Genomic DNA, 15,658 nt, shown 5'->3' on the forward strand with positions numbered 1-15,658 from the left:
TCGGCAGATGAGCAACGACGGCCAGCCGGCGCAGGACCCGCTGATCGACGAGACGCAGTCGGAGGAGCGCCGCTCCGCCGCCGCCCGTCTGTTCGACATCCGTCGCGTGATCGGTGGGCTCTTCGTGGCGTACGGGATCATCGTGACGCTGATCGGCATCTTCGACAGTCGAGCCGAGATCGACAAGGCCGAGGGTGTCCGCATCAACCTGTGGGCCGGCCTGGTGATGCTCGCCTTCGGGCTGGTCATGCTGCTCTGGCAGTGGCTGCGGCCGGCGGAGGCGCCGTCCGCGAACGAGCCCCGAGCCGACCACTGAACTCCGGTCCGCCGCCGACGCCGTCCACCGGGACGGCGCCGGTGCCGCGCATGGGCACCCGCGCACGGGGTACGCGGCGGGGATCAGGCACCGTGTCGGACACAGGAGGCAGCACCATGACCGATCGCGACCGCCGACCGCTGGAGGAGAGCCCGCAAACGGCCGCTGCGGTGGACGACGACAGCACCGTCCCGGAGCTGCGGACCGGGGGTGGCCCCGACCGCGACACGCCGACCTTCACCGAACCCCGCGAGCGGCAGCCGGACCTTGCCCCGGACACCGACGACCTGATCGGCGACCCGTACGCCGCCGGGACCGGCGCGACCGGGACGGGCACCGGCGCGGGCGGCGACAACATCCGTACCGGCGGCGAGCAGCCCTGGGAACCGGAGGACCTGGTGATGGCCCGTGGGCAGGACCTCACCCCGGAGAACCTGGACAAGGCCCGCCGCGACCTGGCCGAACACGGCCGCGCGGCGATCGAACGCACCGTGCCCTGACCCGGGACAGACGCGGAAAAGGGGGGTCCCCGGCCCGACCGTGATGGTCGGACCGGGGACCCCGGGGAAACCTGCCCCCGGCAGTGCCTCACCTACTGCCGGAGGCGGGTTGGCACGTGAGCTACCCGATCAGAGCGCCGGGTAGGCGTTCTGCATCAGCTCCCGGAACTGGGCCGAGAACCACGCCCCGGAGATCGGCGCGTTCCCCAGCGCCCCGCTCGGGTTGTTGCCGTTGCGGGCGTTACCGCCGTACGTCGGGTCGCACATCCGGTCGAAGCCCTTGCCCTCGTTGTTCGGGATCTCCGAGCTGGAGCCGTCCGACTCGCCCGGAGGCTTCACCCAGACGTAGGCGTCGATGCCCGTAGCCGGGTTCGCCCGCGGCCGCTCGCCGAGACCCGCGCCGGCCTGGTTGCACCAGTTACCGGCGTGCGCCCGACGGTCGATCCGGCCACCGTTGACGTACGTGTCGACGCTGGTCGTCGCGCCCGGGCCGGTGGGCCGGTTGGCGCCGCCCCAGCCGTTGCGGGACGTGTCGATCAGCATGCCGATGTTGGAGTTGAAGCCCAACGACACCAGCTTGGTCCGGAACGCCTGGGCGAAGGACAGCTCGTCGACGTAGTAGTTCCAGTCGATCCACTTGGACTGCCGCACCGTCTGGCCGTTCACGTTGTCGGTGACCTTGAAGTACGGCTCGGTGAGCGCCGAGTAGTTGGCGGTGTTGGTGATGAAGCCGTGCACGTTGTTGACCGTGCTGCCGGAGGCGACAGCGGCGGTCTTCAGGATCTCGGCGGTCGGGCCGAAGTTGGAGTCCCAGCCGAGCCAGCCGTGGTGGCCGGCGTCGATGTAGTTGTAGACGTTACCGATCGCGCCCAGCTTGGCGAGGGCGTAGCCGACACCGTTGACGTACGCGCCGTTGGCCTTGACCGTGTCGCACATGACCGTGCCGCCGGGCTGACCCGAGGTGTTGGTCACGATGTTCGGCAGCGAGTCGATCTCGATGATGTTGATGATCCGGATGTTCCGGTACTTCGAGTCGGACTGGATCGCGGCGATCGGGTCGATGTACTCGGACTTGTACCGGGGCAGCTCGTCCGGGCCCAGCTCACCGTTGGAGGAGAGCGCCGAGCAGTCGCGGCCGGGCAGGTTGTAGATCACGAACTGGATGTAACCGGCGCCCTGGCGCAGCGCCTCGTCCAGGTGGTCCTTCACCCCGAAGGCCCCGTTTGAGCTGCTGTTCGGCGTGCCGTTGATCGCGGCGATCCGGTCCAGCCACACGGCGGTGGGGTTGTTCGAGACGCGGCTACCGCCGGGCTCGGCGTCCGCCTTGGCCTTCCACTCCGGGTTCACGTACCCGGGCACACCGGCGTACGGGTTGTCGACCTTCACACCGGGGGGCGGGGTGGTCGGCGGCGGCCCCGTCGTGGGCGGCGGGGTCGTGGGGGGAGGCGTGGTGGGCGGAGGCGTGGTCGGCGGAGGCGTGGTGGGCGGCGGGGTGGTCGGGTTGCCGGTGCCACCGTTGCAGACCACACCGTTCAGGGTGAACGAGGTCGGCTTCGGGTTGCTGCCGCTCCACGCTCCGTTGAACCCGAGGGTCGTCGACGCGCCGGTCGCGAGGGTGCCGTTGTAGGACATGCTGCGGGCCGTGACCTGGCTGCCGGACTGGGTGTACGTGGCCGACCAGCCCTGCTGCACGCGCTGGCTGGAGTTGGGGAAGGTCCAGCCCAGCGTCCAACCGTTGACCGGGTCGCCGAGGTTCTTGATGGTGATGTTGGCGGTGAAGCCACCCTGCCAGTCATTGGTCGTGTACGCGATGTCGCACTGCGTCGCGGCCTGCGCCGCGGTGACCGGGATCGTCACCAGCCCGCCGGCGACCAGAACGCCCGCGCCGGCGAGCGCGAGGGTCCGGCGGGGGCCGGACAGCCTTCTCCACACATTCATGCCACTGATCTCCTTGGGCGAGACCGGGCCCGCGTTCGGCCCGGCGAGACGGCCCGGCGGGCGTCCTGCACGGACGGCCTCCGGCGCCACGGGATTCTTTGGGGTGCCCGACCCGGACGGGCGGTGGTGGTGGTTGGTGGTGATTGGCCGGCGCGTGGCCGACCGATCGGCGGCCGGTTGTCGTCCGGTGAACCGGATGCCCTCGACGCCCCGCCTGCGCGGTGTGGCTCCCCCGAAACCGCGTGCGCCGATTCTTGCATGGGAGCGCTTCCATGGCAATGGCTCGATGCGCCGCCGCCCTCGACTCGGACGATACCCCCGAGGTGACGCGGGCGGCGCCAGCCGTCCGTTACCGGTCGAGCCTCACTGGTAGCGCGCGGCGGGTCGGGAATGCCGCGACCAACCCGGCCGGGCGGTGAGCGCCCGCCGCGGCACGGCGGGCAAAGAAAGCCGCGTATCACTCCTTCGCCTCTTACCACCAGCAAAGGTCAAAACGCGAATCTTTCACTTCATAAGTCATGAAACGGTCTAACGTCGGTCTTAGCTCGGTTGTCGCCGGGCTCAGGACAACAGGGATGGAGTGACGCAGGTCATGGCTAAGAAGATGCTCGGGAAGGTCGTTGCGGGCGCCGCCCTCGGTGGCGCGTCCCTCCTGGTGTTCGCGCCAGGGATCGCGTTCGCTGACGGTCACCACGACGAGGACGGCAAGGTCTACGCCAAGCCGCACATCGTGAAGGCCGGCGACGAGGTCAAGCTCCTCGAGATCTGCCCGGATCGCCAGGAGCACGCCTACGTGTGGTCCAAGGTCACCGGCAAGGTCAAGCTCAAGCCGGCGCGCGACGACCGGGGCGAGGACCGCGGCGAGTGGAGCGAGGAGGACGACTCCTACGACCACGACGACAAGGGCAAGGACGAGCACGGCAAGGACGACGACAAGGGCAAGGACGAGCACGGCAAGGACGACAAGGGCAAGGACCACGAAGGCAAGGGCGACGAAGGCAAGGACGACAAGGGCAAGGACGACAAGGGCAAGGACGACAAGGGCAAGGGTGAGCACGGCGACGCCCAGCCCGGCGGCCAGGGCGGTGGCGCTGCCGCCGACGCCTATGAGGACGAGGACAGCAAGGACTGGAAGGGCGAGGAGCACGGCCAGGACGCCCAGGACGACGAAGGCAAGAAGGACTGGGACTCCAAGGACGAGGACAAGAAGGACTGGGAGTCCAAGGACGAAGACAAGAAGGACTGGGACTCCAAGGACGAGGACAAGAAGGACTGGGAGTCCAAGGACGAAGACAAGAAGGACTGGGACTCCAAGGACGAAGACAAGAAGGACTGGGACTCCAAGGACGAAGACAAGAAGGACTGGGACTCCAAGGACGAAGACAAGAAGGACTGGGACTCCAAGGACGAAGACAAGAAGGACTGGGAGTCCAAGGACGAAGACAAGAAGGACTGGGAGTCCAAGGACGAAGACAAGAAGGACTGGGAGTCCAAGGACGAAGACAAGAAGGACTGGGAGTCCAAGGGCCACGAGTCCGAGGGCCACGACTACGGCTCCGACGACGAGTACGGCTCCGACAAGAGCTGGGAGTCCAAGGGCCACGAGTCCGAGGGCCACGACTACGGCTCGGACGACGAGTACGGCTCCGACAAGAGCTGGGAGTCCAAGGACGACGAGTCCAAGGGCCACGACTACGGCTCCGACGACGAGTACGGCTCCGACAAGAGCTGGGAGTCCAAGGGCCACGAATCCGAGGGCCACGACTACGGCTCCGACGACGAGTACGGCTCCGACAAGAGCTGGGAGTCCAAGGGCCACGAATCCGAGGACCGCGACTACGGCTCCGACGACGAGTACGGCTCCGACAAGAGCTGGGACAAGGGCGGCCGAGACGACGAGCGCGAGTTCGTCTACTACGGCGAGGCCAAGGTCGACAAGGACGCCAAGCCGGGTCGCTACGAGCTCAAGGGCTCGTGCGGCGAGGGCGAACTGGTCGTCCTGCCGCACGGCGGGGTCGACGGTGGTGACGGCGGCGTCAGCACCGGCACCGACCGTGGCCTGGCCACCGGCGGTGCGAGCCTGCTCGGCGCTGCCGCGCTCGGCGGGATCGTGCTGATGCGTCGTCGGCGGACCGATGGTTCGCTCGCCTGACGTGACGGCGACACCGGCCGGCGGCCGTCACGGGAGACCGTGGCGTGCCGCCGGTGCGGCCGTCGTCGTCACCCTCGCCATGATCGGCGCCGGCATGATCGGCGCCTCGATGCAGACCACGCCCGCTCCCCGACCCCCACAGCCGTTGGCCCAGGCCGGCCCCGAGGTCAGCGGGTCGGCGGTCCCCGACAGCGACATCCCACCCGTCGACGGCGAAGCGGCGCCGACCGCGCTGACCCGGTCCGCTCCGACCACCATCGAGATTCCCCGGATCGGCGTCGACGCGACGATCATGTCGCTGGGCACCAACCCGGACGGCACCGTCCAGGTCCCCCCGCTGGAGCAGGCCGACCGGGCTGGTTGGTACGAGCCGGGGGCCAGCCCCGGCGAGACCGGTAACGCGGTCATCGTCGGGCACGTGGACTCGGCGAAGCTCGGCCCGGCCGTCTTCTTCGATCTCGGCGCGCTCGTGCCCGGTGACACGATCACCGTGCGGCGGGCGGATGGCCGGCCGGCGACGTTCCGGGTCGACTCGGTGAAGTCGTACCCGAAGACGTCCTTCCCCACCGAGTTGGTCTACGGGCCGAACGACCGGCCCGGCCTGCGGGTGGTGACGTGCGGCGGCCAGTTCGACGAGACCGTGCGCAGCTACCCCGACAACGTGGTCGTCTTCGCCACCCTGGCGGCGTGACCAACCCGTACACGAAGCGGTCCGGCCGGTCGGGTCACCCCGACCGGCCGGACCGCGTCCGGCGTAGTGACTCAGGCGGCGGCGGAGGTCCGCACCAGGGTGCGGATCTGGCGCAGCAGCACGGACAGGGCAGCGAGATCCGCCCGCGACTCGTCGAACTCCCCCATCGCCTGGCGGGCCCGGTGGATCGACGTGGCGTTCGACTGCTCCCACTGCTGCACCCGCTCGTGCGGCGGCAACTCGTCCCCGGTCGAGTCGAGCACCTCGGCGGTGAGCGCGGCCAACGCCGCGTACAGGTCGTACCGCAGCGCCATCCGCGCGAGGGTCTGCCAGCGGTCCTCCCGCGGCAGCAGGGAGATCTTCGACAGCAGCGAGTCCACCCGGAACAGGTCGGAGAGCACGAAGTAGACCGAGGCCACCTCGCTGACGTCCCGCCCGCTGGCGTTCGCGGTCTCCACCACGTCCATCAGACCGAAGCTGTACATCAGCCGGGTCGCCCGCTCGGCCAGCTCGCGGGGCAGCCCGCGCTCGGTCATCGAGTCGATGTGCGCCGCGATGGCCTGCCGCTCGCCGCCGTAGAACAGCTCCTCCAGACCCGGCAGCAGCCGGGTGACCCCGTCGCGCAGTCGGGCGATCTCGGCCGGCACGTCGATGGGCGAGCGCCGGTTGGAGACCAGCCAACGCACCGCCCGGTCGAGCAACCGGCGGGTGTCCAGGTAGACGCTGGTCTGCAACTCCGGCGCAACCTTGTTGTCCAGCGCCTCGACCGCGTCCCACAGGTCGCGCAGGCCGAACACCTCACTGACCACCACGTACGCACGGATCACGTCCGCGGCGCTGGCCGCCGTCTCCTCGACCACCCGGAAGATGAACGAGATGCCACCCCGGTTGATCGCCTCGTTGACCAGCACGGTGGTGACGATGTCCCGGCGCAGCCGGTGCCGGCCCATCCGGTCGGCGAACCGCTCACGCATGGGCGTCGGGAAGTAGTTGACCAGAACGTCGGTCGTCCACTCCTCGTCGGCCAGCCCCTCGGTGAGGATCTCCCGCTCAAGGACGATTTTCACGTACGCGAGCAGCACCGCGAACTCCGGCGCGGTCAGGCCGGATTCGCTCCGGACCGCCAACTCCTCGTCCGGCGGCAGCGCCTCCAACGCGCGGTCCAACCCGCCCGAACGTTCCAACTCGTTGATCATCCGGCGGTGCACCGGGAGCAGCGAGGCGGCCTGGGCCTGGGCGTTGTTGATCGCCCGAGCCTGGTCGTAGTTGTCGCGCAGCACCAGCTCGGCGACCTCGTCGGTCATCCCGGCCAACAGCTCGTCCCGCTCGGCGGTGGTCAGCTCGCCGTCGGCCACCGCGGTGTTCAGCAGGATCTTGATGTTCACCTCGTGGTCGGAGGTGTCCACACCGGCCGCGTTGTCGATGAAGTCGGTGTAGATCCGGCCACCGGTCAACGCGTACTCGATCCGGCCGAGCTGGGTCCAGCCCAGGTTGCCGCCCTCGCCCGCCACCCGGCAGCGCAGGCTGCGCCCGTCCACCCGGATCGCGTCGTTGGACTTGTCGCCCACCTCCGCGTTGGTCTGGGTGGAGGCCTTGACGTACGTGCCGATGCCGCCGTTCCAGAACAGGTCCACCGGAGCGGTGACGATCGCCTTCATCAGCTCCTGTGGCGAGATCTGCGTGACGTCGTCGTCGAGGCCGATCGCCGCCCGGACCTGCGGCGTGATCGGAATCGACTTCGCGGTACGCGAGAAGATGCCGCCCCCGGCCGAGATCAGCTCCTCGTTGTAGTCCTCCCAGGAGGAGCGGGGCAGGTCGAACAGCCGCCGACGCTCCGCGTACGAGGTGGCGGCGTCCGGGTCCGGGTCCAGGAAGATGTGCCGGTGGTCGAACGCGGCCACCAGCCGGATGTGCTCGGAGAGCAGCATCCCGTTGCCGAACACGTCGCCGGACATGTCGCCGACGCCGACCACCGTGAAGTCCTGGGTCTGGGTGTCCAGGCCCAGCTCCCGGAAGTGCCGCTTCACGGACTCCCAGGCGCCACGGGCGGTGATGCCCATCTTCTTGTGGTCGTACCCGGCCGAACCGCCGGAGGCGAACGCGTCGCCCATCCAGAAGTTGTGCGCCAGCGAGATCTCGTTGGCGATGTCCGAGAACGTGGCCGTGCCCTTGTCCGCGGCGACCACCAGGTAGGGGTCGTCGCCGTCGTGCCGGACCACGTCGTCCGGCGGCACGATCTGCCCGCTGACGATGTTGTCGGTGACGTCGAGCATCGCGCCGACGAACTCCTGGTAGCAGGCGACCGCCTCGTCCCGGTCCCCCGGCTTCTGCTTCAGCACGAAGCCGCCCTTGGCGCCCACCGGCACGATCACCGTGTTCTTCACCATCTGCGCCTTGACCAGGCCCAGCACCTCGGTGCGGAAGTCCTCCCGACGGTCGGACCAGCGCAACCCGCCCCGGGCCACCGGCCCAAACCGCAGGTGCACACCCTCGAACCGGGGCGAGTACACGAAGATCTCGAACTTCGGCCGGGGCGCCGGCAGGTCCGGAATGGCCTGCGGGTCCAGCTTGAACGCCACGTACGCCTTCGGCCGCCCGCCGACCGGCTTCTGGTAGAAGCTGGTCCGCAGGGTCGCCTCGATCAGCGTCAGGTACGAGCGCAGGATCCGGTCCTGGTCGAGGCTGGCCACGTCGTCCAGCGCGCCCCGGATCGTCTCCACCAGCTCGCCGCTGCGCTGCCGCCGCTGCTCGGCGCTCAGGTCACCCGGCGCGAACCGGGTCTCGAACAGCTCCACCAGCAGGCTGGCGAGCTTCGGGTACGCGATGAAGGTCTGCTCCATGTAGTCCTGCGAGAAGACCGTGCCGGCCTGCCGCAGATACTTCGCGTACGCCCGCAGCACCACCACCTGCCGCCAGGTCAGTCCGGCGCGCAGCACCAGCTCGTTGAACCGGTCCACCTCGGCCTCGCCGCGCCAGGCCGCCGCGAACGCGTTCTCCACGTGCGGACGGACCTCGGCCAGCTCGTGGTGCCCCTCGGGCAGCATCAGGCCGAAGTCGTACAGGTAGACCCGACCGTCGATCCGGTCCACCTCGTACGGGTGCTCGTCGACCACCCGTACGCCGAGCGAGTGCAGCACGGGCAGCACGGCGGAGAGCATCATCGGCTCCCCGTACCGGTAGACCTTGAACCGCACGTTCATGTCGTCGGGCACGTCGGCGCCCGGCACGCGGGTGCCCGGCCGGGGCGCGAGCTGCTTGCGGAACAGGTGCATCTCGAGCTGGCCGGGCTCCTCCAGCAGCTCCAGCTTGGCCAGGTCCTTCATCGCCTCGTACGGCGTGTGCCCGTCCTTGTAGCCCTCCGGGAACGCGTCGGCGTACCGGGCGAACAGGTGCTTGGCCTGCTCGTCGCCGAGCTTGCGCTCCAGCACCAGCCGGTAGTCGTCGTCCCAGAGCCGGGTCGCGTCGGCCAGCTCCTCGGCCAACAGGTCGGCGTCGATCTCGCCGGGCGGCCGGGTCGGATCGGTACGGACGATGAAGTGGATCCGGGCGAGCATCGACTCGGTGACCCGGGTCGTGTAGTCCACCCCGACACCGTTCAGCTCGCGCAGCAGGATGTCCTGCATGCGCAGCCTGTTCTGCGTCGTGAACCGGTCGCGGGGCAGGTAGATCAGACAGGAGATGAACCGCCCGTACGCGTCACGGCGCAGGAACACCCGCAGCTGCCGGCGACCCGCCATCCGCAGCACGCCGATCACCGCGTGGTACAGGTCGTCGGTCTTGATCTGGAACAGCTCGTCGCGCGGGTAGGTCTCCAGGATCTGGAGCAGGTCCTTGCCGGAGTGGCTGCGCCGGCTCAGGCCGGAACGGTCGAGCACCTCGGCGACCTTGCGTCGCACCACCGGCAGCTCCCGGACGCTGGTCCGGTACGCGGCGGTGGAGAACAGCCCCAGGAAACGCCGCTCGCCGATGACCTCGCCGGCCTCGTTGAAGATCTTGAAGCCGATGTAGTCCAGGTACGCCGAGCGGTGCACGGTGGCCCGCGAGTTGGCCTTGGTGATGATGAGGAGGCGCTTCTCCAGCACCTTCTCGTGCGCCTCGGGCGTCATCGAGGCCAGCGACCGGGCGTCCGGGGAGTCCGAGCGCAGGATGCCCAGCCCGGTGCCGAGCACCGCTTCGAGGGCCTTGCCGTCCACCGGGTCCGCGGGGTTTCCGTCGGGGGCGTCGACCAGGCGGTACTCGCGGTAGCCGAGGAACGTGAAGTGGTCGTGCGCGAGCCAGCGCAGCAGCTCCACCGAGTCGGTGATGTCCTTCTCCGGCACCGGCGGGCGGTTGTCCGAGGTACGGGCCGAGGCCAGCTCGTCGGCGAGCGCGAGGGCCCGCTGACGCATCTTCGGCCAGTCCTCCACGGCCTCCCGTACGTCGGTGAGCACCCGTTGCAGCTCGTGCCGCAACCGGTCCCGCTCGGCCGCGTCCCGGACCGGGTCGATCTCGATCCGCATCCAGCTCTCGACGATGTCACCGGCGATCGCGTCGTCCGGCTCCACGTCCGCCGAAACCTCGGTGAGCTGGCCCAGCGGCTCGCGCCGGACCACCACCAGCGGGTGCACCAGCAGGTGTACGTCGAGGTGGTACGAGTTGAGCAGCGCGGTCACCGAGTCGACCAGGAACGGCATGTCGTCGGTGACGATCTCGACGACGGTGTGGTGCTGGTCGGCGTGCGGCTCGTGGATGCGCAGCTTCAACTCGCCGGGCACCCGCTGCTGCGCGAGGTCCCGGTGCGCCCGGGCCGCGTCGAGCATCTCCTCCGCCGTGAAGCCGACCAGCTCCTCGTCCGGGGCGAACCGCCAGAAACGGCCGACCAGGGTCGCCGCGTCATGGTCGTCCCCGGCGAGCGCGACGGCCTGGGCCACCAGCCGCTCCGCGTTGGGTACGGGTTCGTCGAGCTCGGCGTCCTCCACGTCGTCGGCCAACGCCTCGCTCGGCAGACCCAGATCGTAGATGGTGTCGATGCTCGACCCGGTCAGCCCGGTGACGCCGGTGTCGAGCCGGCCGTAGCCGTCCCCGTCGGTCGCCGAATCGAAGCTGTCCTCGTCCCGCCCGGAGTTATCCGGTCGGAGGTCGGGTTCCGGTTTGATCGCCGGACGCCGGTCCATCGGTGCCACTCCCCTCGACCCACCGCGTTGTGGGTCACTCTGCCGCCCAGCCTAGGCCTGCCGTTTGCCGCCTTCGTCGGCGGACCACTGGCAGGGCGTCCGGATCGGGACTTCGTCCTTTCACCCGTTGCGGGTCCGAGGTTGGCCGGTTGCGGGATACCCCGCCGCGCGATGTTCATCACACCGGCTCGGTCCGTCTTTCCGCACGTCGAGGACTTCCCGGGGCGTTGGGGACAGCGTTCGCGTACTACCGTGCAGAGCAGCACGAGATCGGAAGGACCGCTTCATGACCTTGTCCTACCCCCGCCCAAACCGGTCGAACCGCGCGCGCCGGGTGGCCGCGCTCACCGCGTCCCTGCTCACCGCCGGTGTGCTGGCGGCGTGCTCCGGAGACGACGGGCCGGAGCGCAGCGCCGACGCCTTCCTCGCCGGTTGGCGCAGCGGCGACCTGCAGGCAGTCGCCATGGTCGACTCGACCGGCGCGAAGACGCCGGCGGCCGAGGTGAGCAAGGAGATCAAGGAGCTGTCCGGCGAGCTGGCCAGCACCCCGCCCACGCTGACCCGACAGGGCGAGCCGAAGATCACCAAGAACATCGCGACCACCACCATCCGGGTGGACTGGTCGCTGCCGGGCCAGACCCACTGGACGTACGACCGGGAGCTGCGGCTCATCCAGGGCGACGACGACCAGTGGCGGGTGATGTGGGAGCCGCGGGTCCTCCACGAGCAGCTCACCAGGGGCGACCGGCTGGCGCTGCGCCGCGACGCCGGCCCGCGTGCCGGCGTGCTGGACGCGGCGGGCACGCCGATCGTGTCACCGCGCCCGATCGTGCGGGTGGGCGTGCAGCCCAACCAGGTCACCGACATCAAGAAGCTGGTCAAGGATCTCGACGCCGCCTTCAAGGCGATCCGTCCGGCTCTGGTCCCCGGCGTCGACCTGGCCGACCTTCCCAAGCGGGTCGCCGAGGCCGATCCGGGTGCGTTCGTCGAGGTGGTGACCCTGCGCGAGGACGCGTACAAGCAGATCAAACCTCGCATCTACGACCTGCCCGGCACCAAGTTCATCTCCGACAAGCTCGACCTCGCACCCACCCGCGAGTTCGCCCGCGCGCTACTCGGCAGTGTCGACCAGGCGCAGGCCGACGACCTCACTGCCCACCCCGACAGGTACGTCGCCGGCGACCTCGTCGGACACGGTGGCCTGCAGGGCCGCTACGACGAGCGGTTGCGCGGCGCCCCCGGGCTGACCGTCCTGGTCGAACGGCCCACCGAGGACGGCAAGCTCGCGCCCACCGGCACCGAGCTGTTCCGCCGCGATCCCCAGCCGGGCCAGGCGCTGAAGACCACCCTGGACGTGGCCACCCAGAACGCGGCCGACGGGGCACTGCGCGCGGAGCCGCGCCGCTCCGCCCTGGTCGCGGTACGGGTCAGCGACGGCGCGGTACTCGCCGCCGCCAACGGTCCCGGCCCGGCCGGCGAGAACCTGGCGTTCAGCGCACAGGTACCGCCGGGCTCCACCTTCAAGATGGTGAGCGCGCTGGGCCTGCTGGACCGGGGCGCGGTCACTCTGGACGGCCCGGTGGAGTGCAAGAAGACCTTCACCGTCGACGGCCGGTCCTTCAAGAACTCGGACAACTTCGAGTTGGGCTCGGTGCCGTTCCGCACCGACTTCGCGAAGTCCTGCAACACGGCCTTCGCTTCGCTGGCGCCGAAGCTCGGCGGCGACGGGCTGGCCGCCGCCGGCCGGTCCCTGGGGCTGGAGGGGCAGTGGGACCTCGGCGTGGATGTCTTCACCGGCAAGGTCTCCACCGGCGGCAGCCCCGCCGAGCAGGCCGCCGCGTCGTTCGGCCAGGGCACCACGCTGGTCAGCCCCCTGGCCATGGCGGGTGCCACGGCGGCCGTCGCCCGGGGCCGCTTCGAGCAGCCGAAACTGCTGGTCGACCCGGCGCCGGCCAAGCCGGCCCCGCCCGGTGGGCAGCTCAAGCCGGAGTCCGTCACGGCGCTGCGCACGATGATGCGCGAGGTGGTCACCGCCGGCACCGCCAGCGCGCTCAAGGACGTCCCGGGCGGCGAGGTGTACGGCAAGACCGGCACCGCCGAGTTCGACGACAACCCGGCCCACACGCACGCCTGGTTCGTGGGCTGGCGGGGTGACGTCGCATTCGCCGTGTTCGTGGAGAAGGGCGGCGCCAGCACCGCCTCGGCCGTCCCGATCGCCGAACGCTTCCTCCGCGCCCTGCCTACCCCCTGACCCACCCGACCCTTGATCCACTCGGTTTCACTGAAACCGGGGCGTCCAAGCCGTCCGGACACCCCGGTTTCGCTGATACCGAGTGGATCACGAGTCGGGTGGCCGCGAGCGGGTCAGGCGGTGTCGGTCTGGGGCCGTTCGGGTGCGTTCTGGGCCGGCGGGGAGGGCCGCCGCAGCAGACCCGGGCCGGCCGACGCGGGCGGACCGACCGGTTCGCGCTCGACCGTGGCCGCGATCTGCGCCGCGAGCCCCGACGGCTCGACCGTCGCCGCGAGGCCCGACGGCTCGACCGTGGCCGCGATCTGCGCCGCGAGCCCCGACGGCTCGACCGTGGCCGCGATCTGCGCCGCGAGGCCGGAAGGCTCGGACGGGGACCGGTCGCGGATCACGGATGGCTCGGCCTCCGCCGCGACCTCGTCGGCCGCCTCACTCCTCGACACCGGGAGGCGGGAGGAGCCGAGGCCGGGAGAGGCTGCGCCGGACGTGTCGTCCTCGTCGAGGCCCTCGCCGTCGAACTCATCGAACCGGGCAGCGTCGGCGACGGTGCCCGCACCGCGATCAGGGCTGGCAGAGCCCGGCACCCCCGCGGCACGAGCAAGCCCGGCGGGCCCGCCGTGGCGCTCGGCGCGGTCGGACCGGCCGGCGGCCGTCGTCCGTTCGGTGGCACGTCTCGCGGCGGTCGTGGGCCGGGGCGACAGCAGCCGCGGCGGCATCGCCTCCGGGGCACTGACGGGAGCCAGACCGGCGACCACGGTGTTGACGATCTCGGCGGCGTACGAGCCGTCCGGGTCGTAGTCGGGGTCGAAGACGGTCAGTTCAACGCCGAGGCAGTGTGGCGTGTCGACCAGGCCGGCGAGCAGGATCTCCAGCTCGGCGAAGGCGATGCCGCCCGGGTCGGGGGCGTCGACGGCCGGCATCACCGCCGGGTCGAGGACGTCGACGTCGATGTGCACCCAGTAGCCCGCGCAGTCGGCGAGCTGCTCGTGTGCCCACTGGGCGGTCCGGGCGGCGCCCTCGGCGCGCAGCGCGGGGACCGGGCGGGTGGTGATGCCGGCGGCCTGGAGGTCGAGGCGGTACTCGTCCTGCGCACGGATGCCGAGCACCACCACGTCGATGTCGCGGAAGTAGGGCCGGCGACCCTCCAGGGCGGCCAGGTCGGCCTGCCCGCGCCCGGTGACCAGGGCCAGGTCCTCCCCGGCGGCCGCGCCGACGTAGGAGGCGTTGCCGGGGTGCCGGAAGTCGGAGTGCCCGTCGACGAAGACCAGTCCGATCCGCCCGCCGACCGCCTCACCGAGGCGGTGCATGGCGAGCGCGGAACCGAGCAGCACGGAACAGTCGCCACCCAGCACCACCGGGAACTCACCCCGGTCGATGATCGAGCCGATCCGCTCGGCGAGCGCGAGCGAGTAGTCGGCGATCTCCCGGGCGTGGCACACGCCGTCCCCGGGCCGCCAGTCACCGGGGTCGTACCGGGGTGGGGTGAGGCACCCGGCGTCGCGGGCCCGCAGCCGGGCCAGCAGGTCGTGGTCGCGCAGCGCGCCGGGCGCCTTGGCGCAGCCCGGCACGGAGGTGGACGTCGGCGGTCGCAGGCCGAGGTTTGTCGGCGCGTCGAGGACGGCGATCCGGCGCATCATGAGCTCCCGTCCCCGGTGGTCGGGCGGGCCGGCGAACGCCGGCCCGCGCTGGCGTACTACGCACTCACAGTCGTGCTGCGGACTCAGAACAGGGCGCTGGCCAGTGCCCTACGGGCCGAGGCGACCGCCGGATCGTCCGGGCCGGCGATGGAGAAGAGCGACACCAGGTGCTGGCGGACCGTCTCGCGGTCCTCACCGGCGGTGCGCCGGACCAGGCCGACGAGGCGGGCGTACGCCTGCTCGGCCAGCCCGCTGAGCACCTCGATGTCGGCGGCCAGCAGTTGGGCCGCGACGTCGTCGGGGGCGCTCTCGGCGGCGGCCAGCGCGGTGGCCGGGTCGGCGCCCGCCACCCGGCGTGCCACGCCGACCTGGGCGAGGCCCGCCGTGGCCGCGGCGTCCGCGGGGGCGTCGGCGAGAATCTTGCGGTACGCCTGCTCGGCGGCGTCCAGGTCGCCGCTCATGAGCGCGTCGTCCGCCTCGTCGAGGCGCGGGTCCTCCGGCTCGGCGACGGTCACGCCGCCGGCCTTGAGAACGGCCTGGATCCACTGGCGGAGCTGGGCCTCGGGCACCACACCGGAGAAGGCGTCGATCGGCTGGCCGCCGACGACCGCGTAGACCGTCGGGACGCCCTGGACCCGGAACATCTGGGCGATCCGCGGGTTTTCCTGCACGTCGACCCGGGCCAGCAACCAGGCGCCGCCGCCCTCGGCCGCCAGCCGCTCGAGCACCGGGGCGAACTCGTCGCTCTCGGGGAAGCCAGCCGCGCCGAAGAAGACGATGACGGGCATGGCCATCGACTGCTCGAGCACCGCGGACTGGATGGTCGCTTCGGTGACGTCGACGATGGGGGCGTTGTCGGCGGTCGGTGCGCCCGGTGTGCCGGCGGACGGGCCGCCCTGCGGGGGTGCGCCGGGGCGGGTACCGGCTGGTGCGGGGCCACGCAGCGTGCTGAGGTCGACCGCGCCGCGGGTAAAGATCGACGAGGTGATCCGTGGGTCGCTCATGGTTACCTAGTCTCGCACG

At 70.7% G+C, this 15,658-nt stretch carries 8 protein-coding genes and 1 pseudogene; 5 read left to right on the forward strand and 4 right to left on the reverse strand.

What is annotated here, in order from left to right; all coding sequences use genetic code 11:
* Nucleotides 1-7: 7 nt before the first annotated feature.
* Together ACQP03_RS28305 and ACQP03_RS28310 are read left to right on the forward strand one after the other, a co-directional pair.
* Complete coding sequence (locus ACQP03_RS28305) at nucleotides 8-316, forward strand: hypothetical protein (RefSeq protein ID WP_357174639.1); 309 nt, start codon at nucleotides 8-10, stop codon at nucleotides 314-316.
* Between the two features lie 116 nt (nucleotides 317-432).
* Nucleotides 433-816, forward strand: coding sequence for a hypothetical protein (locus tag ACQP03_RS28310; protein ID WP_357134215.1), 384 nt, complete (start codon nucleotides 433-435; stop codon nucleotides 814-816).
* Between the two features lie 129 nt (nucleotides 817-945).
* Here the strand turns inward: ACQP03_RS28310 and ACQP03_RS28315 are convergent, their stop codons facing one another.
* Nucleotides 946-2,754, reverse strand: a complete 1,809-nt coding sequence (locus tag ACQP03_RS28315; RefSeq protein WP_357134213.1) for a glycoside hydrolase family 6 protein — start codon at nucleotides 2,752-2,754, stop codon at nucleotides 946-948.
* 592 nt (nucleotides 2,755-3,346) lie between these two features.
* On the opposite strand from ACQP03_RS28315, the gene ACQP03_RS28320 reads away from it, so the two are divergent.
* Both ACQP03_RS28320 and ACQP03_RS28325 read left to right on the forward strand, forming a co-directional pair.
* Nucleotides 3,347-4,906 carry a hypothetical protein gene (locus ACQP03_RS28320; protein WP_433459074.1) on the forward strand — a complete coding sequence of 520 codons (1,560 nt, stop codon included), beginning with the start codon at nucleotides 3,347-3,349 and terminating at the stop codon, nucleotides 4,904-4,906.
* A gap of 1 nt (nucleotide 4,907) precedes the next feature.
* The gene (locus ACQP03_RS28325) at nucleotides 4,908-5,597 is read left to right on the forward strand and encodes a class F sortase (RefSeq protein WP_433459076.1); all 690 of its coding nucleotides are present in this window, start codon (nucleotides 4,908-4,910) and stop codon (nucleotides 5,595-5,597) included.
* Between the two features lie 71 nt (nucleotides 5,598-5,668).
* Here the strand turns inward: ACQP03_RS28325 and ACQP03_RS28330 are convergent, their stop codons facing one another.
* Complete coding sequence (locus tag ACQP03_RS28330; protein WP_433459078.1) at nucleotides 5,669-10,750, reverse strand: NAD-glutamate dehydrogenase; 5,082 nt, start codon at nucleotides 10,748-10,750, stop codon at nucleotides 5,669-5,671.
* Nucleotides 10,751-11,036: 286 nt separating this feature from the next.
* On the opposite strand from ACQP03_RS28330, the gene ACQP03_RS28335 reads away from it, so the two are divergent.
* A complete protein-coding gene (locus tag ACQP03_RS28335) occupies nucleotides 11,037-13,001 on the forward strand; it encodes a penicillin-binding transpeptidase domain-containing protein (RefSeq protein ID WP_433459080.1) in 1,965 nt (654 codons plus the stop codon).
* Between the two features lie 464 nt (nucleotides 13,002-13,465).
* Here ACQP03_RS28335 and ACQP03_RS28340 read toward each other — a convergent pair.
* Both ACQP03_RS28340 and ACQP03_RS28345 read right to left on the reverse strand, forming a co-directional pair.
* Nucleotides 13,466-14,635: pseudogene (locus ACQP03_RS28340) on the reverse strand (arginase family protein); the annotation flags it as partial.
* An 83-nt stretch (nucleotides 14,636-14,718) separates the two neighbouring features.
* Entirely contained in the window at nucleotides 14,719-15,639 is a 921-nt protein-coding gene (locus tag ACQP03_RS28345; RefSeq protein WP_357134205.1) for a tetratricopeptide repeat protein, read from the reverse strand.
* Nucleotides 15,640-15,658: the final 19 nt, after the last annotated feature.

The sequence above is a fragment of the Micromonospora sp. CA-248212 genome (assembly GCF_050948405.1).
Taxonomy (GTDB): domain Bacteria; phylum Actinomycetota; class Actinomycetes; order Mycobacteriales; family Micromonosporaceae; genus Micromonospora.

Coding starts and splice junctions, on each gene's coding strand:
- ACQP03_RS28345 (WP_357134205.1), bottom strand. CDS start 15,639: ATGAGCGACCCACGGATCACCTCGTCGATCTTTACCCGCGGCGCGGTC.
- ACQP03_RS28320 (WP_433459074.1), top strand. CDS start 3,347: ATGGCTAAGAAGATGCTCGGGAAGGTCGTTGCGGGCGCCGCCCTCGGT.
- ACQP03_RS28305 (WP_357174639.1), top strand. CDS start 8: ATGAGCAACGACGGCCAGCCGGCGCAGGACCCGCTGATCGACGAGACG.
- ACQP03_RS28315 (WP_357134213.1), bottom strand. CDS start 2,754: ATGAATGTGTGGAGAAGGCTGTCCGGCCCCCGCCGGACCCTCGCGCTC.
- ACQP03_RS28330 (WP_433459078.1), bottom strand. CDS start 10,750: ATGGACCGGCGTCCGGCGATCAAACCGGAACCCGACCTCCGACCGGAT.
- ACQP03_RS28310 (WP_357134215.1), top strand. CDS start 433: ATGACCGATCGCGACCGCCGACCGCTGGAGGAGAGCCCGCAAACGGCC.
- ACQP03_RS28335 (WP_433459080.1), top strand. CDS start 11,037: ATGACCTTGTCCTACCCCCGCCCAAACCGGTCGAACCGCGCGCGCCGG.